Here is a 23819-nt window from a genome sequence, read left to right on the forward strand (position 1 = left end):
CCCCGATCACCACGAATCGCCCCACGGATGCACGAGGCCCAGCTCGATCGGATCCTCGCTGCCCGCGGCGCGCAGAACCGAGAGCCGATCGAATCCGGGCGGGCCGAAAGGCTGCGGCGGGCGGGTGTTGAAGATCACGTGCTCGAGCCCGCGAACGATGCGTTCGGCGGCATGCCCATCGCCATAGGGGTTGCGTCGGGTCGTCGCGAGGGCATAGGCCCTCTCGTCATCGAGCAGACGGGATGCCGCGGCGACGATCCGCGCCGTGTCGGTGCCGACCAGCTGCACGGTGCCCGCCTCGACGCCCTCGTGCCGCTCGGTCGTCTCGCGCACGCAGATGACGGGTGTACCGAGGGAGGGCGCCTCTTCTTGGATACCCCCGGAGTCCGTGATCGCGATCGTCGAGCGCTTGAGCAGCTTCGCGAACTGCTCGTAGCCCATCGGTCCCACGAGCGAGACGTTCTCTTCGTTCGACAAGCGCGCCACCATGACGGCGGCGACGTCCGGATTCGGATGCAGCGCGACCACGAAGCGGACGTCCCGGTGCGTCATCGCGAGTATCCCGACGGCATCGGCGACGCGCTCGAGCGGCGCACCCCAGTTCTCGCGCCGGTGCGCGGTGACGGCGACGACCCTCGGTCCGTCGGGATCCTCGATGTCCGCCAGCTGCGGATAGTCGTAGGGCACGTCGAGGCTCGCCGCGATGTGGAGAGCGTCGATCGCGGTGTTGCCCGTCACGAAGATGCGGGACCCGGCGATGTGCTCGCGGATCAGATTCTCTTTGTTGCGTTCCGTCGGCGCCAGGTGCCATGCGGCGATCCGGCTGATCAGCTGGCGGTTGAGCTCCTCGGGGAACGGCGACAGGGTGTCGTTCGTCCGCAGACCCGCCTCGACGTGCACGACCGGCAGGTGCAGATGAAAAGACGCGAGAGCCGATGCTGCGGCGCTGGTCGTGTCGCCGTGGACGAAGGCCGCGGCCGGATAGCCGGTCGCATAGGGCGCCTCTGCGGGCGGCAGAGGCGGTCCGAAGCGGTCGTGGAGGAACGCCTCGAGCCGCACGAGCACCGCTGCGAACAGCGTGTTCAGGGTGCGGGGCGCCGGCGGCAGATCGAACGTGACGTCCGGAGTGATCCCTCCGATCGCGAGGACGTGCGCGACCAGTTCGGCATGCTGGCCCGTCGAGACGACGATCGGCTCGAACCGGGTACTGTCGCGCACCGCCACGATGAGCGGCAGCATCTTGATCGCCTCGGGCCGGGTGCCGACGACGAAGACGGCGTGCAGCTTGTCGTGGGGCGTGGTCTCTTCCATGCGCTCACGTTATCGACTCGCGCGCCCGCGAGTCGGGAGGTCAGCGCGAAGCCGCCGCCTTCTCGACGGGAGCGGACTTCGCACCCTTTGCGGCCCCGGCAGGCTTGTCCACGGCGGGTGCCGGGACATCCGTCCTCGGTGCTGCCTGTGCCGGTCGCGGACGCGCCGCGAACTCCTCGAAAACGTAACGCGGCGTCTGCACCGTCTCGAGATTCACGAGGTCGCGGCCCAGCCAGAAGTTGTTCCACCAGCCGCCGAAGACGCGCAACTTGCGCTCCCACGAGGGGATCGCGAGCATGTGGTACCCGCGGTGCGCGAGCCACGCGATGAAGCCCTTGAGCGCGATCTTGTTCGACTGGAACACGCCGTTGTAGAGACCGAGACCCGCGACTGCACCCAGGTTGTGGTGGATGTAATCCTGCGGAAGCTCGCCCCGCAGCACGGCGGTGAGGTTCTTGGCCAGCAGCTTCGCCTGGCGGACGGCGTGCTGCGCGTTGGGCACGCAGTACCCGCCGACGCCATTGCCCGTCAGGTCGGGCACGGCAGATACGTCGCCTGCCGACCAGGCGCCCTCGACGATGTCGTCGTCGGTGCCCACGCGCAGGTCGGGACGGGTGCGGATGCGTCCGCGCTCTTCGACCGGCAGGTCGCCACCACGAACGACCTCGGGGTTCGCCATGACACCGGCGGTCCAGATGATGATGTCGCTCGGGATGACCTCACCCGTCGACAGTTCGACGTTTCCATCGACCGCGCCGGTGACCTGGGTGTCGAGGTGCACGTACGCACCGCGCTTGGCCAGGTCCGCCAGGACCCACTCGCTCGATTTCAGCGAGACCTCGGGCATGATGCGACCCATCGCCTCGATGAGGTGGAAGTGGGTCTCGTCGAAGCTGAGCTCGGGGTAGTTCTTCAGCAGCGCCGAGGCGAACGAGCGCAGCTCGGCGAACACCTCGATACCGGCGAACCCGCCACCGACCACGACCACCGTGAGCAGGCGCTCGCGCTCGGGACCGGCGGGCAGCAGCACCGCCTTGTCGAAGTTCGACATCAGGCGGTCGCGGATGGCGACCGCCTCTTCGATCGTCTTCAGACCGATCGCGTTGTCGGCGATGCCCGGGATCGGGAAGGTGCGCGACACAGCACCGGCGGTGACGACGATCTGGTCGTACGTCTCCTGCCACGGGTCACCCACGGAGGGCGTGATCGTGGCGGTCTTGTTCGCGTGGTCGATGCCCGTCACCTTCGCCGTGACGACCTTCGTGCGCTTCAGATGGCGACGGAGGGACACCACGGAGTGCCGCGCCTCGATCGATCCGGCCGCGACCTCGGGAAGGAACGGCTGGTAGGTCATATACGAAAGCGGGTCGACGATCGTGACCTCGGCCTCGCCCTTGCGGAGGTGCTTCTCGAGTTTCCAGGCGGTGTAGAAACCGGCATATCCGCCGCCGACGACGAGGACCTTGGGCACGGTCTTAGTCACGGGCGCGATGTTAGTCACGTGAAGGGAACTCCTTGACAGTTCAACTGCTCGGCGTGCGTGAATCGCGCGCCGTTCTGACTCGCCGGGCAGCTGCAGTGACGCCGAGCGCCACCAGGATACCAGCCAGCGTGATCGCGGCGAGCGGCAGAGTGCCGTAGATGAGGCTTTCCTGCGACGGTAGCAGGGGCGACCGGGCCGGGGTCGCCTGATCCGCGGGCGGCAGCGCCTCGACCTCGACCGGCGCAACGGTCTGATCCGGAACGGGGCCGGAGTCCGCGCGACGGTACACCCGGATCCACTCCGAGAGGCTGCCCATCGGGTTCTCGGTGACCGTCGCGACGCTCGCCGAGACCGCACCGGCCGCGTCGACGATCCCGGCCCCGTAGAGCAGCGGATCGGTTCCGGCCGCCGGGCGGGCAGTCTTGATCAGGCGATTGATGACGTTCGCGACGTCGAGTTCCGGATGCGCCGACCGCACCAGCGCCGCGATGCCCGCGACGATCGGCGCCGCGCCGCTCGTTCCGCTCCACTGCACGATCCGTCCGTCCGCGGAGACGCCCAGCAGGTTCTCGCTCGGCGCGGACACCCCGATCGTGTACCCCTGGGTCGACGCCTGCACGCTCGCGTTGCCCTGCGGGTCGACGCCGCCGACGGTCAGGACCCCGGGGATCGTCGCGGGGGCGCCGACACGCGTCGTCCCGCTGCCGCGGTTTCCGGCAGCCACGACGACCACGACGTCGTGGTCGAACGCGTACTCGAAGGCGCTGTCCCAGAGCGGATCCCAGGCCAGCGTGTTCGTCGTGAAGGACAGGTTGATGACGGTGGCGCCGTGGTCCACCGACCAGCGGATGGCGGTGGCCACCTGCTCCACGAACGGAACGGTCGCGGATGAGCCGAAGCCGAGCGACACCGAGAGTAACTCCGCCTCCGGCGCCACCCCGACCATGCCGGTGCCGTTCGCCGTACCGCGTGCGGCGGCGAGCGACGCGACCCACGAGCCGTGATTGGAGTCGACGACCCCGACGGGGGTACGGCCATCCGAGCTGCCGAGACCCGAGACATCCGTTCCCCCGGTGACCGCGCCCTGGAACTCCGGCGGGCCCGAACCGATACCGGTGTCGATGATCGCGATCGTCTGTCCCGCTCCGCGGGTGGTCTGCCACGCGGCGCGCACGCCCAGCGAATCGAGCCAGTACTCGGCGGCGCGTACGGGATCGGCCGCGTCGTCGGGAAACGCAGAGGCCGCGGCGGCGGGCGCGACGGCGATCGGCGTCGCGGCCATCACCGTCGCGAGCAGCAGTGCGAGGGCACGCCAGCGCTTCACGACGTGGGCTCCGACGCCGAATCCGACCGGGAACCCGGCGTCTCGCACTCGCACACGTCGGGCGACCACCTCGACCGGGTGAGGGCGCGGTCGCCGATGGGGTTGACGCCCGGTCCGGCGGCGAGCGCGTGTCCGGCGAGGGCGTGCAGGCACTTGACACGGACCGGCATGCCCCCGGCCGAGATGCCCGCGATCTCGTCGACCTCGCCGTAGGCGGCGCGATCGGCGAGGTACGCCGCGTGAGCGCGCGCGTATTCGTCGGAGATGTCGTCGTCGACGAGCAGGTCCTGGAGCTCGGCCATGACGTGCGTCGCCTCCAGCTCGCTCATCGCGGCCGTGGCGGCGGGATGCGTGAGGTAGTAGAACGTCGGGAACGGACTTCCATCGGGCAGCCGCGGGGACGTCGCCACCACGGTCGGATTCCCGCAGACACACCGCGCGGCGATGCCGAGCACACCGCGGGCGGGACGACCCAGCTGCGCGCCGACGACCGCGAGTTCGGCCTCGGTGGGCGCGGCGAAAGGCGGAGTCGTCACCTGACCAGGGTAATCGCCAGAGACCGTGCGGACCGCGCGTGCGTCACGGAGCGGGCGCATCGGTGGACGGCTCGGGGTCTGGCACGCCGATCGTCGGCTCGGTCACCGTCTGGGCGAGTCCGGCCGTGGTCACCGACGCCAGCAGCTGGGTCATCCAGTCGGTCGGGGTCTCGATGACGTCGGCGCTGACGGGCTTCGCGTCCGTCGGCTGGAGTTCCGCGGGAAGGTCGTTGACGACCAGGTAGACGACCTCCCCGGGCCGCATGTAGTAGAGCCGCTCGCGCGCCTGCGTCGTGATGTAGGCGGGGTCGCCCCACCGTTCCTGCTGCTGGCTCAGCCGCTCGACCTCTTCTTGCCCCGCGACGACGGATGCCTCGAGCGCGGCGATCGTCTGGCGCTGCTGCACGAAGTTGCCGAAGGTCGGCACCAGAACGAATGCGGCGAGCACCACGAGGCTCATCATCACGACCATGAACCCCGAGAGCCGCACCCCGCCGAGCCACCCGCGCACATCGACGCGGCGCACGCTGCGTTCGCGATCGGTGGCGCGCGAAGCCTTCGGGCGCCGGGCGGCGGCCGGGCGGGAAGCGGAAGAGGGGGGAGCCGGTCGTTTCGCCACGGCTCCCCCCTCCTTCATTCCTGCTTCGGTGCGTTACCCCTGGTAGCGGGGGAAGGCCGAGCGACCCGCGAATACCGCGGCGTCGCCGAGCTCTTCTTCGATACGCAGAAGCTGATTGTATTTCGCGACGCGCTCGCTGCGGGCGGGCGCGCCGCTCTTGATCTGACCCGAGCCGGTCGCCACGGCGAGGTCGGCGATCGTGGTGTCCTCGGTCTCACCCGAACGGTGCGAGAACATCGTCGTGTAGCCCGCGCGGTGCGCCATGTCGACGGCGTCCAGCGTCTCGGACAGGGTGCCGATCTGGTTCACCTTGACCAGCAGCGAGTTCGCGACGCCACGCTTGATGCCGTCCGCCAGGCGGGTCGGGTTGGTCACGAACAGGTCGTCGCCGACGAGCTGGATCTTCGATCCGAGCTTCTCGGTGAGGTGCTTCCAGGCATCCCAGTCGTCCTCCGCGAGAGCGTCCTCGATCGTGATGATCGGGTACGCGTCGGCGAGCTCGACGTAGTAGTCGGTGAGCTGCTCTGCGGTCCAGTTCTTGCCCTCGAAGACGTACGCGCCATCCTTGAAGAACTCCGTCGCGGCGACGTCCATGCCGAGCGCGATCTCCGTTCCGGGCTTGAACCCGGCCTTCTCGATCGCCGTGATGAGGAAGTCCAGGCCCTCGCGGTTGCTGGGCAGGTCGGGGGCGAACCCGCCCTCGTCGCCGAGGCCCGTGGCGTAGCCGGCCTTCAGCAGCTCGCCCTTGAGGACGTGGTAGGTCTCGGTGCCCCAGCGGAGCGCCTCGGCGAAGGTCTCGGCGCCGATCGGGGCGAGGAAGAACTCCTGCATGTCGATGCCGTTGTCGGCGTGCGATCCGCCGTTGATGACGTTGAAGAGCGGAACGGGCAGGACGTGCGCGTTCGGGCCGCCGAGGTAGCGGAAGAGGGGCAGGTCGGCCGAGTCGGCCGCGGCCTTGGCCACCGCGAGGCTGACGCCGAGGATGGCGTTCGCGCCGACACGGCTCTTGTTCTCGGTGCCGTCGGTCTCGATCAGGATCTCGTCGACGATGCGCTGCTCGCTCGCCTCGATGCCCTCGAGGGCGGGGCCGAGCTCGTCGATGACGGCGTCGACCGCCTTGAGGACGCCCTTGCCGCCGTAGCGGCTCTTGTCGCCGTCGCGCAGTTCGTACGCCTCGAACGCTCCCGTGGATGCGCCGGAGGGAACAGCGGCCCGCTGAACGATTCCGTCGTCGAGCAGCACCTCCACTTCGACTGTCGGGTTGCCTCGCGAATCGAGGATCTCGCGGGCGCCTACTGCCTCGATGAGTGCCACGTGTTTGACTCCTTGCTCGTGCACTGCGGGTGGTTTGGGAGCGTCGTCGGTCCTCGGTCAGTCTAGCGAGGCGGTCGCGGTCGTCCAGGCTGCGCGGGCGCCGTTCACCGGGCGTTAGGCGTCGGCGCGTCCGTGACGAGCGCGACGGCGAACCCGTCCCAGCCCTTGAGCCCGACCGTCTGGAGCGCCGTCGCGTCGAACCGGGCATCCGCGCCGAGCATCTCGAGGGCCGCGCGCGTGCCGGCGACCTGCGGGTTGGTCGTGTGCGGGTCGACGATCTCGCCCTCGCGTCCGATGTTGTCGAGCACGATCACGGTGCCCGGACGCCCGAGCTTCGCCGCCCAGTCGAGGTAGGTCGTATTCGATTCCTTGTCTGCGTCGATGAAGACGAGGTCGAACGGCTCCGTGCCCACGAGCGTCGGCAGCACGTCGGCCGCGCGCCCCACTCGGATGTCGACCCGCTCCCCCACTCCGGCGGCGTCGAGGTTGGCGCGGGCCACGGCCGCGTTGTGCGCCTCGGCCTCTATCGTGACGACGCATCCGCCCGTTCCCGCGCGAACCGGCTCATCGAGCGCCCGCGCCAGCCAGATCGTGGAGTACCCCCCGAGCGTCCCGATCTCGAGCACGCGCCGAGCGCCCGCGATGCGCGCCAGCAGGTGCAGCAGCTTTCCGGCCACGGGCGCGACCTCGATCGCGGGAAGACCCTCCGCCGTCTGCGCGGCAATCGCCGACTCGAGCGCCGTGTCATGGCCGACGAGCGTGTCTACGAGGTACTCGTCGGTGCGACGCCAGTTCGCGGGATTCGATTCCGTCATCGCGTCGAGCCCACCGTCCTGTGTCGCATGATGTCTCGCGTCATGTGTCGTGCTCGATGATGCCGGCGGACTCCCGGTCGTCGTCGACGGCTCCCGGCGGGTACTCGGGGAGTTCGGGCCGGTGTCGCAGGAAAAGGATGCTCGTCACCATCCCTCCCCACACGATCACGATCGAGAGGGCGAGGAACACGACCGCCAACGGGTTCATGACCGTGCTCCCGTCGCGCCAGGCGCCTCCGCGCCGACCACGGCAGCCGTCGGCGTCGACGCGAATCTCGCGGGCGGATAGTCCGGCCACGCGGTGAAGTCGTCCGGCGAGGGCTTCCAGCGCAGGACCGACAGCACCACGGCGCCCACGACGAGCACGAGGACGGTGCCCCAGCCGAACACGAGCAGATACCAGGGCGGCAGACCCCCGTACCCCTCGGTGACGAGCACGACGATTCGCGAGACGAGCATGTAGCCGAGCACGACCGGGGCGAGCACGCTCACCAGGAAGATCCAGACGCGACCGACCCGGAAGGTGGACAGGGCGTCGAGGTGGTAGCGCAGCTCGGGTCCCTTCCGCGCGATCCAGAGCACCAGAACGGTCGTCAGGATGGCGGATGCCACGATGCCGATGTTGTTCGCCCACTGGTCGACGACGTCGAGGGCGAGCAGCCCTGTCGTGGTCGAGAAGATCAGCATCGACAGGATGGCCGAGACGATGCCGATGGTCAGCGCGGCCCGGCGGGTCGAGAGCCCGAACTTCTCCTGCACGGCCGCGGAAACGACCTGCAGGACCGACACCAGCGAGGTGAAGCCGGCGAGGGTCAGCGACCCGAAGAACAGACAGCCGAAGAGCGGTCCGCCCGGCATCTGCGACACGATCGCCGGGAACGTGACGAACGACAGGCCCACCCCGGTGAGCCCCTCGAGCTCGTCGATCGTCACGCCCTGGCTGAAGGCGAAGAATCCGAGCGTCGCGAACACCCCGATGCCCGCGAGGATCTCGAACGACGAGTTCGAGAACGCCACCACCAGGCCGGGCGCCGTGAGGTTGGAGCGCCGCTTGCGATACGACGCGTAGGTGATCATGATGCCGAACGCGATCGACAACGAGAAGAAGATCTGGCTGTACGCCGCGATCCAGACGTTGGGGTCGGCGAGCGCCGCCCAGTCCGGGGTGAAGAGGGCGCCCAGTCCCTCGGCCGCGCCGTCGAGGAAGAGCGCGCGCACGACCAGGATGAGGAACGCGATGACCAGGATGGGAAGCGCGATCACGTTCACGCGCTGCAGACCCTTCGCGACTCCGGCGGCGAGCACGACGATGGCGAGGACCCAGACGATCGCGAGCGGGATGAGCACGCCGGGCACGAACTCGAGGCTGAAGCCGGGGTCGCCGGCCTGGAGATACTCCCCCGTCAGGAATGCGGCCGGGTCGTCGCCCCACCGCAGGTCGAACGAGAAGACGAAGAAGCTCAGCGACCACGCGATGACGACCGTGTAGTACAGACCGATCACGAAGGCGATAGTGACCTGGAACCATCCGAGCGATTCCATCCAGCGCCCGGACCGTCCCCCGAGGCGCCGAAAGGCGGTCGGCGCGGCACCGCGGAAACGGTGGCCGATCGCGTAGTCCAGGAACAGGATCGGGATTCCCGCGGTCAGCAGCGCGATGAGGTACGGGATCAGGAACGCGCCGCCCCCATTCTCATACGCCACACCCGGGAACCGCCAGATGTTGCCGAGCCCGACGGCGGAACCGATCGCCGACAGGATGAACCCGACCTGGCCCGTCCACTGCTCGCGCGGCCTGCTGTCCGGAGACTGCGTCGAGGCATCCGTCTGCTGGTCTTTCGCGATCCGCGCCATGCTGCTCCCGCGTCGTGAGTGTCGATGTTCCGGCATTCGTGGTGAGCACGCTATCAGCCGGGTCGACGCGACCGCGAGGGCTTGCGTCACACGGCGTCGAGCACCTCGGCCCGGACCCGCACCGCCTCGATCACGACCGGCAGAAGTGCCTCGGCGGTACGCCGATACCCGAGCGCGCTCGGGTGGAAACGGTCGACGCCGAACATCTCGTCCGGCTGCTGGAAGAACACGGCGCCCACCGCGCGCCGGAGCGAAACCGCGGTCGCACCGGACCTCTCGGCGACCGCGGCCTGCGCGGCGGCGAGCTGCCGGGACATCTGCGATCCGAGCGTCCGCAAGGGCTGAGGCACGGGGCGGAGCGCCCCGAGATCGGGACACGTGCCCACGACGACCGGTATGCCGCGCTCGTGCAGGCGCACGATCGCCGCCCGCAGGTGCCCGGCGGAGACCGCCACCGGGATGCGGTGGGTGACATCGTTGCCCCCCACCACGATGACGGCGACATCGGCGACATACCGCGCGGGCAGGCCGTCGATCTGTTCCGCGAGCGCCGACGATTCGGACCCGACGATCGCGGCTGTGCGCAGCCGCACGGGGCGGCCCAGGCGCACCGCCATGCCCTTGGCGAGACGGGCGCCCAGCGTGTCCTTGCGCCGATCGGCTCCGAGTCCCGCCGCGATCGAATCACCGAGCACGAGCAGCTCGACCGGCCGACCCGGCAACTGCTTGCGCCACACCCGGTCCGAACGCGGGGCGAGCTCACCCAGGGGCTTGCCGATCCTTCGCCGCGCCACGGCCGCCTGACGGGTGAGAAGCACCCGTGCGCCGATCGCGAACCCGCCGGTGACGGCCGCCACGACCGCCAGTGTCGCGCCGATCATCAGCGCGATGCGTGTGCGGCTCATACCCGCGATTGCACCCCGGCGAGGTGAACACCGTCTGTCGCGGCGGCGAAGCCTGCGTGCGCGAACCGGGCTCCGGGAGCCGGGCGCGCCGGATCAGGTGAGCGGCTTCAGCTCGAGCGAGGCGCGTGTGGTACCCGCGCCGACGCTCGCGAAAGCCGTGTAACCGTCGGACACCGCGCGCTCGAGTGTCGGCTTCAGGTTCTTCGTGCGCCGTTCGAGTCGAACACGTGCGCCCTCGGCGACGAACGCCGCCTTGAGCGCGAGCAGTTCGGCGACGGGGACGTCCGAGTCGTGCACCAGGACGACCGCGGTGGCCGCGGCATCCTCTCCCGCCTCGACCAGGTCGACGATGCGCTCGAACCCGATCGAGAACCCCACCGCCGGAACGTCGGTGCCGAGGAACCGCCCGATCATCCCGTCGTAGCGCCCGCCGCCACCGAGCGAATACCCGACCGAGGGGTGCGCGAGTTCGAAGATCGTGCCCGTGTAGTACCCCATCCCCCGCACGAGGAAAGGGTCGAAGACGAGGGGGATCCCGGATGCGTCCGATGCGGGTCGAGCCGCTGCCACCGCATCGCCGAGGCCGACGAGGTGCGCCACGACCTCGTCCGGGACGCCCTCCGGGAGCGCCCTGCGGATCTGCCGCTCCCCGTAGGGGGTGAACTCCCGCGTCTGCGGGCGGCGCAGGAACGCCTCGAACGCATCCACCGCGGCCGCGGTCGCGCCACGCTCGCGGAGCTCGGCCACGACGCCGTCGGGTCCGACCTTGTCGAGCTTGTCGATCGTGATCAGCACCCCGGGGCGCTCTGTGTCCGCGAAACCGAATGCCGCGAGCATCGCGTCGAGCGCGCGCCGGTCGTTGATGCGCACGGTCCCACCCGCGAGCCCCAGCGCATCGAGTGTGTCGAGGGTCGCGGCGATCAGCTCGGCCTCGGCGCGGGGCGTCGCATCGCCCAGAACGTCGATGTCGCACTGCACGAACTGGCGGTAGCGGCCCTTCTGCGGGCGCTCGGCGCGCCAGACCGGCGCGATCTGCACGGCGCGGAAGACGGTCGGGAGCTCGGCGCGGTGGGACGCGTAGAAGCGGGCGAGCGGCACCGTGAGGTCGTAGCGCAGGCCGAGGTCGGCGAGTGCGGCCGGGTCGTCCGCCGCGGCCCGGATTCCGTCGGCGTCGAGGCCGCGGCGCAGGATGCTGAACGAGAGCTTCTCGTTGTCGCCACCGATTCCGGCGTGCAGGCGTTCGTAGTCCTCGACGACGGGGGTCTCGATCTCGTCGAAACCGTGCGCGCGGTAGCGGTCGCGGATGACGGCGAGCACGCGCTCGCGACGGGCCTTCTCGGCGGGGAGGAAGTCGCGCATGCCGCGCGGCGGGTTCACGGATGCCACGTCCCTATCCTTTCATCCCGCCGAAGAGCACCTCAGTCGGCCTCGGCCGCGCGAATGTCGGAGTCGAGGGTCCGCAGGCGCTCCCGCAGCGCCCGCTCAGCGTCCCATCCCCGGGCCCGGGCCTGTGCCACGAGAACGAGGAGTGAGTCGCCGAGCTCGGCCTCGGAGTCCGGGACCGTCACGGTGGGCGCCGGTGCCGGCACGAGCCCAGACGCCTTGCCGAGCAGCTTCTGCGCCAGCGCGAGCGACGGCATCCCCGGGGCCACGCCATCGAGCACGCTCCGCCGCTCGCTCTTCTCGGCCGCCTTCGCCGCATTCCAGAGCACGAGCACCTGCTCGGGGGTCTCGGCGACGTCGTCGCCGAAGACGTGCGGATGCCTGCGCACCATCTTGTCCGTCAACCCGTCCGCGACATCCGCGATGTCGAAGGGGTCCTCTGCGTCGCGCGCGGCGATCTCGGCGTGGAACAGCACCTGCCAGAGCAGGTCACCGAGCTCTTCGCGCAGCTCGTCGCGCGACCCGGCCTCGACGGCGTCGACCAGTTCGGCGCTCTCTTCGATCAGGTACGGGACGAGGTCGCGGTGTGTGATCTGCTGCGTCCAGACACAACGATCACGAACCAGCCGCATCGTCTCGGCCGCCGTGGCCAGGGCCTCGGCGCGGCGCACGCTCAGCTCTCCGGCGCGCCGCGCGGTCAGCTCTCCGGCGTGCTGCGCCGCGCTGGCTTCCTCTCGCTCCTGCATCGCACCATCCTGCCCCACGGGGCGGCGGGACGGGTGCGCTCAGGCGAGCTGACCGCCCGTCGGCGTGGACGTGGGCGGAACGTCGATCTCGTCGGGCTCGAGGTGCGCGACACGACGGAAGTGCCGGGCGCGCAGCGACACGAGCACCGCGGCCACGACGAGCGAGACGCCCGACCCCGCCAGCACGCCGAGGGTGGCCTCGTCGCGGACGAGCGGATCGCCCGCGAACGCCAGCTCGGACAGCAGCAGCGAGACGGTGAACCCGATTCCGCCCAGCGACCCGGCCGCGAGCAGATCGGCGAAGGACAGGTGCGGCGTCGATCCGCGATGAGCGATGCGGAGCGAAATCCAGCTGAACAGCGAGATGCCGATGATCTTTCCGACCGGAAGCGCGACCAGGATGCCCCAGAATGCGGGCGAGAGTTGCGTCGGCGACACCATCGGGATGACGACGAGCGCGGCCGAGAAGGCGAACAGCGGCAGCACGATGCCGTTGACCCACGGTTCGAGGGCGTGCCGCGTCCGCAGCGCGGGGGTCTGCGCGAAGGCCAGGCCGAGCGCGACGCCCGCGATCGTCGCGTGCACGCCCGACAGGTAGACCAGGACCCACGTCGCGATGCCGAGCAGCACCAGGATCACGGCGATCGGCACGCGCGCCGAGGTGTCGAGGCGACGGCTGAGCACGCCGAAGATCACCACGGCGACCACCGCGATCGCGAGCAACCCGACGTTGACGTCCTTCGTGAACAGGACCGCGATGAAGAGGATGCCGACGATGTCATCGAGGATCGCGAGGGCGAGCAGGAAGATCCGGATGCCCGAGGGCAGACCCTTGCCGAAGACCGCCAGCACACCGAGCGCGAAGGCGATGTCGGTCGCGGTCGGGATGGGCCATCCGTGCGACACATCCGAACCCGCGGTGAACACGAGGTAGATGGCGATCGGAACGAGCACACCGCCCGCCGCGGCGATCGCGGGCTGCAGCGCCTTCTTCGCCGAGTTGAGCTCGCCCGCCGTCAGCTCGAACTGCAGTTCGATCGCGACGACGAAGAAGAAGATCGCCAGCAGACCGTCCTGGATCCAGTGCCCGACGGACATCTCGAACACGCCCGGGATGCCGAGGTACGTCTCCTTGATCGTTTCAGCCCCCGCACCGAGCGGCGAGTTGGCGACGATCAGCGCCGCGACGGCGGCTGCCAGCAGGATGATGGCGGGGAAACGTGCAGAACGAAGGAGGCCCACGGGGTCCTTTCGGTTGGGTCCATGCGGTTTCACCCGCGACGGTCGGTGGGCGCGCTCGCACCACCGCCGACCAGACTTCCCGGCACACCAATGGCCCAGTCTACCGCTCGACCCTGGGCACGTTCAGGGTCGATCAGAGGCGGACCCGTCCGGGGCCGCATGCGCCGTCGGTCGTGACGAACCGGTAACACTCCCGCACTACCCTGAAAACCATGCCCGATCCCACACCCACCGAAGCGATCGATCTCGTCGGCCGCTTCGACGCCGGTCAGGAGCTGCCCCAGTCGATGCGCGCGGACGTGCGGATGCTGGGCGCCCTGCTCGGTCAGGTGCTTCGCGAGAGCGGCGCGCCCGGCCTGTACGACGATGTCGAGCGGTTGCGCACCGCGACGATCCAGGCCTACACCGACCCGAGTTCGGAGGCCTTCGAGCGGGCCGAGGCGATCGTCGAATCGTTCACGGTCGAGCGTGCCGATGAGGTCGCACGTGCCTTCACCTGCTATTTCCACCTGGTCAACCTGGCCGAGGAGCACCAGCGCGTGCGCGTCCTGCGCGAGCGCGACGGCCGCCCCGAGAAAGAGAACGCGACCGACTCCATCGCCGCCGCGTTCATGCGCCTCTCCGAGGAGGTGGGCGACGAGACCGCCCTCGAGCGACTTCAGGGGCTGCGGTTCCACCCCGTTTTCACGGCACACCCCACCGAGGCCCGCCGCCGCGCGATCTCATCGACCGTGCGCCGCATCGCCGCGCTGCTCGAGACGCTCGACTCGTCGCTGAGCGGAGGTGCCGATGAGCGGCGCGCGCGCCGACGCATCCTCGAAGAGATCGACACGCTCTGGCGGACGGCGCCGCTCCGCGCCGAGAAGCCCTCGCCGACCGACGAGGTCCGCGCGATCATGGCCGTTTTCGACGAGACGCTCTACACCGCCGTGCCGCACGTGTACCGCCGCGTCGACGACGCACTGCAGGGACTCGAGGCCGGCCGCCGCGCACCGATCGTGCGCCCCTTCGTGCGGATCGGCTCGTGGGTCGGTGGCGATCGCGACGGCAACCCGTTCGTCACCGCCAAGGTCACGCGCAAGGCCGCCGCGATCGCGTCGGAGCACGTGCTGCTCGGTCTCGAGCGCACTGCGTCGCGCGTCGGCAGATCGCTGACCCTCGACGCCGGGACGACTCCCCCGAGCCCCGCACTCGTCGGCCTGTGGAATCGGCTGCGCGCGGCCGACGAGGACGCGGCGGCGGAGATCGCCAAGCGCTCCCCCAACGAGCCGCACCGACGCATCCTGTTGCTGCTCGCCCGCCGGATCGCGGCGACCCGCACCCGTGACGCCGACCTCGCCTTCCGCGACCCCGACGAGTTGCTCGCCGACCTGCGCGTCGTGCAGGAGTCGCTGGTCGCCGCCTCGGCCGAACGACACGCCTACGGAGGCCTGCAGCAGCTGATCTGGCAGGTCGAGACGTACGGGTTCCATCTGGCCGAACTCGAGGTGCGTCAGCACTCGCAGGTGCATCGCAGGGCGCTCGAAGAGCTCGAGGGCGGGGGCGAACTGAGCGAGACCACCGAAGAGGTTCTCGAGGTCTTCCGTGCCGTCGCCTTCGTGCAGGACCGTTTCGGTCCCCGCGCCGCCGGGCGCTACATCGTCTCGTTCACGCAGTCCGCCGAGGACCTGGCGAACGTGCGGCGCCTCGCCCGGTACGCCGCGGGACCGGATGCGTCCGGCCCGGTGCTGGACGTCATCCCCCTGTTCGAGACCTTCGCCGATCTGCAGGCGGCACCCCGGATCCTGGCGGAGATCGTCACGCATCCCGAGTTCGCCGCCCGCCTCGACGAGACGGGTCGCCGCCTGGAGGTCATGCTCGGGTACTCCGACTCTTCGAAGGACGTCGGTCCCGTCGCCGCCAACCTCGCCCTGTACGAGGCGCAGGCCGCGATCGCCGCCTGGGCCCTCGAGGAGGGCATCGAGCTGACCCTGTTCCACGGTCGCGGCGGCGCCCTCGGGCGCGGTGGCGGGCCCGCGAACAGCGCGATCCTGGCGCAGCCGCCGCACTCGGTCGAGGGTCGGTTCAAGCTCACCGAGCAGGGCGAGGTCATCTTCGCCCGCTACGGCGACCCGGCGATCGCGATGCGACACATCGATCAGGTCGCGGCGGCGACCCTGCTGGCCTCGTCCCCGTCCATCGAGCGGCGCAACGAGGCGGCGGCCTCGCGGTACGCCGACATCGCGGCGACGATGGATGCAGCATCCCGCGAACGCTTCTTCTCGCTCGTGCGCGCCCCCGGCTTCGCGCCGTGGTTCGCCACCGTCACGCCGCTCGAAGAGGTCGGCCTGCTCGCGCTGGGCTCGCGTCCGGCACGCCGCGGACTCTCGGTCGAGTCGCTCGAGGACCTCCGCGCCATCCCGTGGGTGTTCGCGTGGACGCAGGCCCGCATCAACCTGGCCGGATGGTTCGGCCTCGGCACGGCGCTCGACGCCGTCGGCGACGAGGCCCTCCTGCGCGAGGCGTACGACGAGTGGCCGCTGCTGCGCACCATGATCGACAACGTCGCGATGAGTCTCGCCAAGGCCGACCCGCGTATCGCGCGCCGGTATCTGAAGCTCGGCGACCGCGATGAGCTGGCCGAACTCGTGCTGGACGAGATGGAGTCGACGCGCGCCTGGGTCATCCGCATCACGGGCGGCGGCGAACTCCTCGCCAACAAGCCCGTGCTGCAGCGAGCGGTCAAGATGCGCAGTCCCTACGTCGACGCGCTGTCGCTGCTGCAGTTGCGGGCCCTGCGTGCCCTGCGTGCCTCCGCCGTGGCGGGCGCGACGCCCGATCCCGAGCAGCAGCGGCTGCTTCTGCTGTCGGTCAGCGGCGTGGCGGCGGGCCTGCAGAACACGGGCTGATCCCCCGAACGGTCGCGACTCGCCGTGCCGGTGCGCTCGCGCGCGGCGAGTCGCGACCGTTCGTGCGGGTCTGATCGAGTGGCGGTCGGACGGATGTCGGAGGTCCGGCCTAACGTGTGGACATGATCAAGACACGAGAAGACGTCAGCGACCTCGCCGCCGAGATCTGCCCCGTCTGCGACGACACACGCGTCGCGACGGTGGAGCTCAGGTGGTTCGTCCTCGAGCTCGACCGTGACGAAGAGCTGCGCGGTGAAGAAACCCGTGGCGGCAAGAGCAGTGGCGATGAGCTGTACGAGGATGAACCCGCCCTCGAGTTCCGCTGCCTGTCCTGCGGTGCCGACTGGGCCTGAGGAACGCGGATCCGGCGTCAGTCGACGCGGCGGTCCTGCCGGTGTCGTGAGAGGCCGCGGCCGTAACGCTCGGTGAGCTGCACCATCAGATCGGGCGTCTCGCGGTCGAGACCGAAGACGTAGCCCGGAAAGTCGAGCTCTTTCTGCGCCGCCCAGATCTCGTCGTGCCGGTCGGGTGAATACAGACCGAACGGATGCCCCACCGCGATCCACGCGATCGGAACCACGGTCTCGGGTGGGAGCGTCGTACGCAGGTGCACGATCGCCCCGATGCGCACCTCGCAACGGTCGCCGATGCGCGCACCATTGAACACGCGCGTGCCCGTCGCGAGGAACACCTCCGAGCCGATGACGGCCCCGCTGACGGTCGCGCCGGGGCCGATCAGCGTGTGGTCGCCGATGTGCACGGCATCGGCAGCGGTGGCCCGGATGACGGCGTTCTCCATCACGATGACGCAGGCCGCGAGCGTGATCGGGCCGCCCTCGGCGGTGATCACGGCGCCGTGCAGTACCTGGCAGTCGGGGCCGATCTCGACATCACCCGAGATGACCGCCGTCTCGGCGATGACGGCGGAGGGATCTATGCGGGGCCGCGCCCCGAGGTGCTCGAACTGCATGGGCACAACCTACTCCGCCCGCCTCCTGCGGTCCCGCGGTTCCCGCCGTCTGCCCCGGTCATGCCAGCACCACCCGGGGCGTCACAATACCGTTGGGGCGCGGGACATCACGCCCCAACGGGCCTCGAACGCCCCAAAAGTCAGGCAACGAAGGCACGAGCGCGCCTACGAGAGCACAGGGCGGGGTACGGCGGGTCTGACCCGCGGGGCCGGGCGGGCCGGGGCGGGGGGTCGGGGGGCGGACCCGGCCGCGGCAGATCACGCGGATGTCGCGGGCGCGGACTCCTGTGCCCCACCCGCGGCGGCGGCCTCGGGTGTCGGCTCGGGGAACAGCGCGGTCAGCAGCTGCCCCGTCCACGCGATCAGTTCGTCGTCGGGGAGCGCGTCGTTGCCGGATCGCGGCATCGGCACCACGAGCGCCTCACCGCCCGACATGAGCTTCGCCCCGGGGTACAGCCGCTGCATCCGGACCCGCAGCGAGTCCGGCAGGTGTGCCGGCGCGACCCGCAGGTTCGGACCCATCGCGACGACGTCCGTGAGGCCCGACCGCGCGGCGCGGCGACGCAGCCGAGCGACCGCGACGATGCCGGCGACCTCGGCGGGCGGCTCGCCGTACCGGTCGCGCAACTCTTCCACCACGAGGTCGATCGCATCGGGTGCCGCCGTCGCCGTCGCCGCGGACGAGAGCTTCTGGTACGCCTCGAGCCGCAGCCGCTCACTGTCGATGTAGGACTCCGGGATGCGTGCGCGGACGGGCAGCTCGAGGCGCAACTCGGTCGGGCCCTCGACATCGTCGCCGCGGAACGTCGCAACGGCCTCACCGATCATCCGCAGGTACAGGTCGAAGCCGACGCCCGCGATATGTCCCGCCTGCTCGGCGCCGAGCAGGTTGCCCGCGCCACGCAGTTCGAGGTCTTTCAGCGCCACCTGCATGCCCGAGCCGAGGTCGTTGTTGACCGCGATCGTCTCGAGGCGGTCGGCCGCCGTCTCGGACAGCGGCTTCATGTCGTCGTAGAGGAAGTACGCATACGCCCGCTCGCGCGCACGGCCGACGCGACCGCGCAGCTGGTGCAGCTGCGACAGGCCGTACTTGTCGGCCCGATCGATGACGATCGTGTTGGCGTTGGAGATGTCGAGCCCGGTCTCGATGATGGTCGTGCACACGAGCACGTCGAACTTGCGCTCCCAGAAGTCGTCGACGACCTGCTCGAGGGCGTGCTCGCCGAGCTGCCCGTGAGCGACCGCGATGCGCGCCTCCGGCACGAGTTCGGACAGGTGCGCCGCCACCCGCTGGATCGACGAAACGCGGTTGTGGACGTAGAAGATCTGTCCCTCGCGCAGGAGTTCCCGGCGGATCGCGGCCGCGATCTGCTTGTCGTTGCGCGGTCCGACGTACGACAGGATCGGATGCCTGTCTTCGGGCGGCGTCGCGAGCGTCGACATCTCACGGATGCCCGTCACCGCCATCTCGAGTGTGCGCGGGATCGGCGTGGCGCTCATCGCCAGGATGTCGACGTTGGTCTTCAGCTTCTTCAGGGCGTCCTTGTGCTCGACCCCGAAGCGCTGCTCCTCGTCGATGATGAGCAGCCCGACATCCTTGAACGACACCTTCTCGGTCAGGATGCGGTGGGTTCCGATCACCATGTCGATCGAGCCGTCCTCGAGCCCCGCGACGATCTCGCGCGCCTCTTTGTCGGTCTGGAACCGCGACAGCGCCCGCACGCGCACGGGGAAGCCGGCGAAGCGTTCGGTGAAGGTCTCGAGGTGCTGCTTGACGAGCAGGGTCGTCGGCACGAGCATCGCCACCTGCTTGCCGTCCTGGATCGCCTTGAACGCGGCGCGCACGGCGACCTCGGTCTTGCCGAAGCCGACGTCCCCCGAGAGCAGCCGGTCCATTGGGATCGGGCGCTCCATGTCGGCCTTGACCTCGTCGATCGTCTGCAGCTGGTCGGGGGTCTCGGCGAACGGGAAGGCCTCTTCGAGTTCGCGCTGCCAGGGGGTGTCTGGGCTGAACGCGTACCCCTTGGCAGACATGCGCGCGGAGTACAGCTTGACGAGCTCGACCGCGATGTCGCGGACGGCCTTGCGGGCCTTGCCCTTCGCTGCCGCCCAGTCGCTCCCGCCCATCTTCGACAGGGTCGGGGCCTCTCCCCCGACGTACTTCGACAGCAGATCGAGCTGATCGGTGGGGACGAAGAGCTTGTCGCCCGGGAAGCCGCGCTTGCTCGGGGCGTACTCGACCACGAGGTACTCGCGCTTGGTCTTGACCGGGTTGCGCCCGCCGGACGAGACCTCGCGTTGCACCAGCTCGACGAACCGGCCTATGCCGTGCGTGGAATGGACCACGAAGTCACCGGCCTTGAGCTGCAGGGGATCGACGACGTTCCGCCGACGCGACGCCAGCTTCTTGACGACGCGCGAGTCGGCGCTGATCGTGCGGCCGTAGAAGTCCGACTCCGTCAGCACCGCGAGCTTGGCGTCGGCGAACGAGAAGCCCGCCTCGATCGGCGCCTTCACGAGAAGGGCGACACCTGGCTCGGGGGGCTCGGCGACATCTTCGACGACCCGAGCCGCGAAGCCGCGCTCCGACAGCACGTCGCGGGCGCGGTCGACCAGACCGGAACCCGCTGCCGCGACCACGACACCCCAGCCATCCGCCAACAGGTCCCCGACATAGGCCGTGGCCCCGTCGATATTGCCGTGGAACGACGGGATGCTCGCTCCCGAGAAGCGGATGGCGGAGGACTCCCCCGCGTCGAGCACACCCTCGGCGGCCGCGTCCACGGCGCCGGAATCGAACGCGCTCAGCGTCCACCACACGCCCCCGCGGTCCGCCGAGGCCTCGCGCAGCCCCGGCAGCGTCAAGAAGTCGCCCTTGCCGAGGTCGATCGGGGTGTCGGCGCCCGCGGTCGCGGCGCTCCAGGCTGCCTCGAGGAACTCGCGGTTCGTGTCCTGCAGCGTGATGGCGCGCGCGACGGCGCGCTCGGGGTCGACGAGCGCCACGGCGGTGCCCGCCGGGAGATAGTCGACGAGGGGCACGATGCCGTCGGCGAGCACGGGCGTCAGCGACTCCATACCTTCGACGGCGATGCCCTCCGACATCCTCTCCAGCATTCCCGCGAGCCCCGGCAGCTCGCCCTGGAGCGCCTTCGCCCGCGCGCGCACCTCGGCCGTCAGCAACAGCTCACGGCTCGGCGGCAGCGCGATCGACTCGATCGCGCCCGGCAGCGACCGCTGGTCGGCGACCGCGAACGCCCGGATCTGATCGACCTCGTCACCGAAGAACTCGACGCGGCAGGGGTGGTCGGCGATGGCGGGGAAGACGTCCAGGATGCCTCCGCGCAGCGCGAACTCGCCGCGGCGCGAGACCATGTCTACGCGGGTATACGCGAGCTCGACGAGGCGCTCCGCCAGGGATGTCAGGTCGTGTCCGCGTGTGCCCACCGCGAGCTCGACGGGACGAACGTTCTCGAGACCGGACGCGATCGGCTGGAGCGCGGCGCGAACCGACGCCGTCACGACAAGGGGTCGCGATCCGTCCCACTCCGCGACCCGGCGCAGCACCTCGAGGCGCGCGCCGACCGTCTCGGGGCTCGGGCTCAGGCGCTCGTGCGGCAGGGTCTCCCACGCCGGGAACGAGAGCACCAGGGCGTCGGGCAGGTAGGCCGCGAGCGAGGGGCCGAGCTGATCGGCGCGTCGCCCGGTCGGCGTGATCGCGAGCAGCGCCGGCGGACGCCCCGAGGCCGCGCGCCGCTCGACGAGGGCCGCCAGAACGGGCGCGACGAGCCCCTCGATCAGGGAGAGCTCGGCGTCGCGGGAGGCCTCATCGAGTCCCTCACGGAACGCTTCTGAGCGCGCCAAGGCGCGCGTAATTCCGTGAATTGACACACGACCAGTCTACGAGGCACCACCGACACCGCGGGCTTCCGCGACCCTAGGATGAGGGCATGAGCGACCAGACGCCGCCCACGGATGCGCCCACCGCGGGCGGCTACCCACCTCCGCCTTCACCGCCGGTTCCGCCTGTCGCTCCCCCGGTTTCGTCCGACCCGAACCCTCAGCACGCGACTCCGCCCTATCCGTACCCCAGCGCGGCGCAGTACCCCGGCGCGCAGCAGTACCCCAGCGCACCGCAGTACCCCAGCGCGGCGCAGTACCCCGGCGCACCCGCCTATCCGAGTGCGCCCGCCGGGTACTACCCCGGCACGTATCCGCAGGGGTATGCCGCGGGGCCGTCCCCGGCGGCAGCACCGGCGAAGCAGCCGGGCGGCCTCGGCTTGACGGCCCTTCTGCTCGCCCTGGCCGCCGCCGTCGTCGCGCCGATCGTGGGTGCCGTCGCGGCATTCCAGGTCGGCAACGGCAGCTGGAGCTGGTCCCGCATGGAGACCATGCCCAGCAGCGCGTGGGCGGATCTGTCGTTCCTCTCCCCCGTCCGCGAGTGGGTGCTGCTCGGCGAAATCGCGTTCTGGGCCGGCACCGCGCTCGGAATCTGGGCGATCGTGCAGGGCATCGTCGCGATCGTGAAGCGTCGCGGGCGCGGCACGGGCATCGCGGCGGTCGCGGTCGCCGTCGTCGCCCTGTTCATCTTCCTGACGGTCGTCTACGGAGCAGGCATCGCGGGCATCGCCACGGGCCCGAGCATGACGTCGGGTTCCGGCATCGGCGCCTGACCCCCGGAAGCTCACCGCTCGGGGCGCCAGAATCTCGTTGGGGCGCGGGCTGCCACGCCCCAACGGGCGTCCGACGCCCCGGGCCAGAGAGGGACGGCGCCGCGCGCCGGAAAGGGCCGACGCCCCGGGCCAGAGAGGGACGGCGCCGCGCGCCGGAAAGGGACGACGCCCCGGGCCGGAAAGGGCCGACGCCCCGGGCCAGAAAGGGGACGGCGCCGCGCGCCGCAAGACGGCTACTCCCGTGGGGCGTGGAAGCGCTGCTGCGCGGCGAGCAGGCCCTCGCCGACGACGAGTTCGACCGCATCCGCCGCATCACCGATCAGCAGGGGCAGCTGCGCCCGTTCGGTCGTGCCGAACGGATCGAGGACCCAGTCCGCGGCATCCTGACGCCCCGGCGGGCGCCCGATCCCCACGCGAACGCGCGTGAACTCCGGCGTATCCAGCGCCTTCGCGACATCGCGAACACCGTTATGACCTCCGTGCCCGCCGCCGATCTTGAGCTTTATCGTGTCGAACGGGATGTCGAGCTCATCGTGAACGACGATGATCCGCTCGGGATCGATCCCGAAGAATGCCGCGAGTCCCGAGACGGGTCCGCCCGAGACATTCATGAACGAGTTCGGCTTCGCCAGCACGAGCTTCGGCCGACCCGGCGCGAGCCACGTCTCCGCCACACGTGCGTTCGCACGGTGGGACCTGAATGTGGCACCTCGCCGGCGCGCGAGCTCGTCGACGACCATCTGCCCGACGTTGTGGCGGGTGCTCTCATAGCGCGGCCCGGGGTTGCCGAGCCCCACCACCAACCAGGCGTCAGCCACGTCCACTCCCTCACTCGTCGGATTCGCTCCACGCACGGAGCCCGCCCCCACCGTATCGGCGAGAACGGGCTCCGGTTGCGCAGTGCGCGGTGCTTACTCGGCGGACTCTTCCGTGGCCTCTTCGGCCTGCTCGGCCGCAACGGCGGCGTCGGCCTCGGCGATCTCTTCCTCGGCCGCGAGGGTCGAGGCGGGGACCGAGATCGCGACGATCAGCATCTCGGGGGTGCCAGCGAGCGTAGCGCCACGGGGCAGCTTCAGATCGGCGGCCGTGATGTGCGTGCCATCCTCGAGTCCCTCGACGTCGACCTCGATCGACTGCGGGATGTGGGTGGCCTCGACCTCGAGCGACACGGTGTTGTTGTCGAGGTTGACGATCGTTCCGGGGAAGGGCTCACCGACGACATTGATGGGCACGTCGACCTGGATCTTCTCGCCCTTCTTCACGACGAGCAGGTCGATGTGCTCGATGATCTGGTGCACGGGATCCTTCTGGACGTCCTTGACGAGCGCCAGCTGCTGGGTGCCTTCGACATCGAGCTCGAGCACCGCGTTGGCGCGCCGCAGCAGCAGCGCGACCTGGTGGCCCGGAAGCGCGACGTGGACGGGGTCTTCGCCGTGACCGTAGATGACGGCCGGGATCTTGCCCGCGGCGCGCAGGCGACGGGCGAAGCCCTTACCGAAGCTGGTGCGAAGCGCGGCGTGGACCTTCGTGTCGTCCTTTTTGTCTTCCGACATGATGATTCTCCTTGTGGGCACACGACGGATGCGTCGCGTAGGTCTGGGGTTCTCGACTCAAACGCCTACGCGGGAGGAGTGCCACCGGGGCCCACATCGCCACGTCGATCACGGATGCCTCGCTCAGCCGGACGGCCGCACGACGACATCCCTCGCCGAGGGTGAACACCATCCTACCGGAGTTGCCTGTAGCGTGAATACACCTG

Annotated in this window: 20 protein-coding genes; 3 read left to right on the forward strand and 17 right to left on the reverse strand. The window is 70.0% G+C overall.

Going from position 1 to position 23819, the window contains the following annotated elements:
* Positions 1–6 precede the first annotated feature (6 nt).
* The 13 genes from wecB to nhaA all read right to left on the reverse strand — a co-directional run bounded on the left by wecB (position 7) and on the right by nhaA (position 13532).
* Positions 7–1311: a non-hydrolyzing UDP-N-acetylglucosamine 2-epimerase gene (wecB, locus tag CGU35_RS10255; protein ID WP_100811478.1), complete on the reverse strand. Its 1305-nt coding sequence runs from the start codon at positions 1309–1311 to the stop codon at positions 7–9.
* 40 nt (positions 1312–1351) lie between these two features.
* A complete protein-coding gene (locus tag CGU35_RS10260) occupies positions 1352–2794 on the reverse strand; it encodes an NAD(P)/FAD-dependent oxidoreductase (RefSeq protein ID WP_374935754.1) in 1443 nt (480 codons plus the stop codon).
* Between the two features lie 40 nt (positions 2795–2834).
* Complete coding sequence (locus CGU35_RS10265) at positions 2835–4076, reverse strand: S8 family peptidase (RefSeq protein WP_100811672.1); 1242 nt, start codon at positions 4074–4076, stop codon at positions 2835–2837.
* 38 nt (positions 4077–4114) lie between these two features.
* On the reverse strand, positions 4115–4654 hold the full coding sequence (locus tag CGU35_RS10270) for a DUF501 domain-containing protein (RefSeq protein ID WP_100811671.1): 540 nt from the start codon (positions 4652–4654) through the stop codon (positions 4115–4117).
* 43 nt (positions 4655–4697) lie between these two features.
* Positions 4698–5273 (reverse strand): septum formation initiator family protein, encoded by a 576-nt coding sequence (locus CGU35_RS10275; protein ID WP_232711259.1) that lies wholly within the window; start codon positions 5271–5273, stop codon positions 4698–4700.
* A gap of 33 nt (positions 5274–5306) precedes the next feature.
* The gene (gene eno / locus CGU35_RS10280; RefSeq protein ID WP_100811480.1) at positions 5307–6587 is read right to left on the reverse strand and encodes a phosphopyruvate hydratase; all 1281 of its coding nucleotides are present in this window, start codon (positions 6585–6587) and stop codon (positions 5307–5309) included.
* 104 nt (positions 6588–6691) lie between these two features.
* Entirely contained in the window at positions 6692–7402 is a 711-nt protein-coding gene (locus CGU35_RS10285; RefSeq protein WP_100811481.1) for an O-methyltransferase, read from the reverse strand.
* 40 nt (positions 7403–7442) lie between these two features.
* Complete coding sequence (locus tag CGU35_RS18145) at positions 7443–7610, reverse strand: MetS family NSS transporter small subunit (RefSeq protein ID WP_103662950.1); 168 nt, start codon at positions 7608–7610, stop codon at positions 7443–7445.
* Positions 7607–9256 (reverse strand): sodium-dependent transporter, encoded by a 1650-nt coding sequence (locus CGU35_RS10290; RefSeq protein ID WP_100811482.1) that lies wholly within the window; start codon positions 9254–9256, stop codon positions 7607–7609. The genes CGU35_RS18145 and CGU35_RS10290 overlap by 4 nt, the downstream gene beginning before the upstream one ends.
* 86 nt (positions 9257–9342) lie before the next feature.
* Positions 9343–10161, reverse strand: a complete 819-nt coding sequence (locus tag CGU35_RS10295; protein ID WP_100811483.1) for an SGNH/GDSL hydrolase family protein — start codon at positions 10159–10161, stop codon at positions 9343–9345.
* A 93-nt stretch (positions 10162–10254) separates the two neighbouring features.
* Positions 10255–11520 carry a histidine--tRNA ligase gene (gene hisS / locus CGU35_RS10300; protein WP_219811459.1) on the reverse strand — a complete coding sequence of 422 codons (1266 nt, stop codon included), beginning with the start codon at positions 11518–11520 and terminating at the stop codon, positions 10255–10257.
* A gap of 59 nt (positions 11521–11579) precedes the next feature.
* Positions 11580–12176, reverse strand: coding sequence for a MazG family protein (locus CGU35_RS10305; protein WP_232711274.1), 597 nt, complete (start codon positions 12174–12176; stop codon positions 11580–11582).
* A 153-nt stretch (positions 12177–12329) separates the two neighbouring features.
* Positions 12330–13532 carry a Na+/H+ antiporter NhaA gene (gene nhaA, locus CGU35_RS10310; protein WP_100811486.1) on the reverse strand — a complete coding sequence of 401 codons (1203 nt, stop codon included), beginning with the start codon at positions 13530–13532 and terminating at the stop codon, positions 12330–12332.
* A 212-nt stretch (positions 13533–13744) separates the two neighbouring features.
* Here nhaA and CGU35_RS10315 point away from each other — a divergent pair, with 212 nt between their 5' ends.
* Together CGU35_RS10315 and CGU35_RS10320 are read left to right on the forward strand one after the other, a co-directional pair.
* Positions 13745–16420: a phosphoenolpyruvate carboxylase gene (locus tag CGU35_RS10315; RefSeq protein WP_100811487.1), complete on the forward strand. Its 2676-nt coding sequence runs from the start codon at positions 13745–13747 to the stop codon at positions 16418–16420.
* A gap of 122 nt (positions 16421–16542) precedes the next feature.
* A complete protein-coding gene (locus tag CGU35_RS10320; RefSeq protein WP_100811488.1) occupies positions 16543–16773 on the forward strand; it encodes a hypothetical protein in 231 nt (76 codons plus the stop codon).
* Between the two features lie 17 nt (positions 16774–16790).
* On the opposite strand, the gene CGU35_RS10325 is transcribed toward CGU35_RS10320, so the two are convergent.
* Together CGU35_RS10325 and mfd are read right to left on the reverse strand one after the other, a co-directional pair.
* Positions 16791–17390, reverse strand: coding sequence for a gamma carbonic anhydrase family protein (locus CGU35_RS10325; RefSeq protein ID WP_100811489.1), 600 nt, complete (start codon positions 17388–17390; stop codon positions 16791–16793).
* 258 nt (positions 17391–17648) lie between these two features.
* Positions 17649–21278, reverse strand: a complete 3630-nt coding sequence (gene mfd / locus CGU35_RS10330) for a transcription-repair coupling factor (protein ID WP_100811490.1) — start codon at positions 21276–21278, stop codon at positions 17649–17651.
* 59 nt (positions 21279–21337) lie between these two features.
* Here mfd and CGU35_RS18575 point away from each other — a divergent pair, with 59 nt between their 5' ends.
* Positions 21338–22060 carry a hypothetical protein gene (locus CGU35_RS18575; RefSeq protein ID WP_100811491.1) on the forward strand — a complete coding sequence of 241 codons (723 nt, stop codon included), beginning with the start codon at positions 21338–21340 and terminating at the stop codon, positions 22058–22060.
* 233 nt (positions 22061–22293) lie between these two features.
* Here CGU35_RS18575 and pth read toward each other — a convergent pair whose 3' ends face one another.
* Both pth and CGU35_RS10345 read right to left on the reverse strand, forming a co-directional pair.
* Entirely contained in the window at positions 22294–22878 is a 585-nt protein-coding gene (gene pth / locus CGU35_RS10340; protein ID WP_100811673.1) for an aminoacyl-tRNA hydrolase, read from the reverse strand.
* A gap of 93 nt (positions 22879–22971) precedes the next feature.
* On the reverse strand, positions 22972–23613 hold the full coding sequence (locus CGU35_RS10345) for a 50S ribosomal protein L25/general stress protein Ctc (protein WP_100811492.1): 642 nt from the start codon (positions 23611–23613) through the stop codon (positions 22972–22974).
* Positions 23614–23819: the final 206 nt, after the last annotated feature.

This window comes from Microbacterium sp. BR1, assembly GCF_002812725.1.
In the GTDB taxonomy this organism is placed as follows: domain Bacteria; phylum Actinomycetota; class Actinomycetes; order Actinomycetales; family Microbacteriaceae; genus Microbacterium.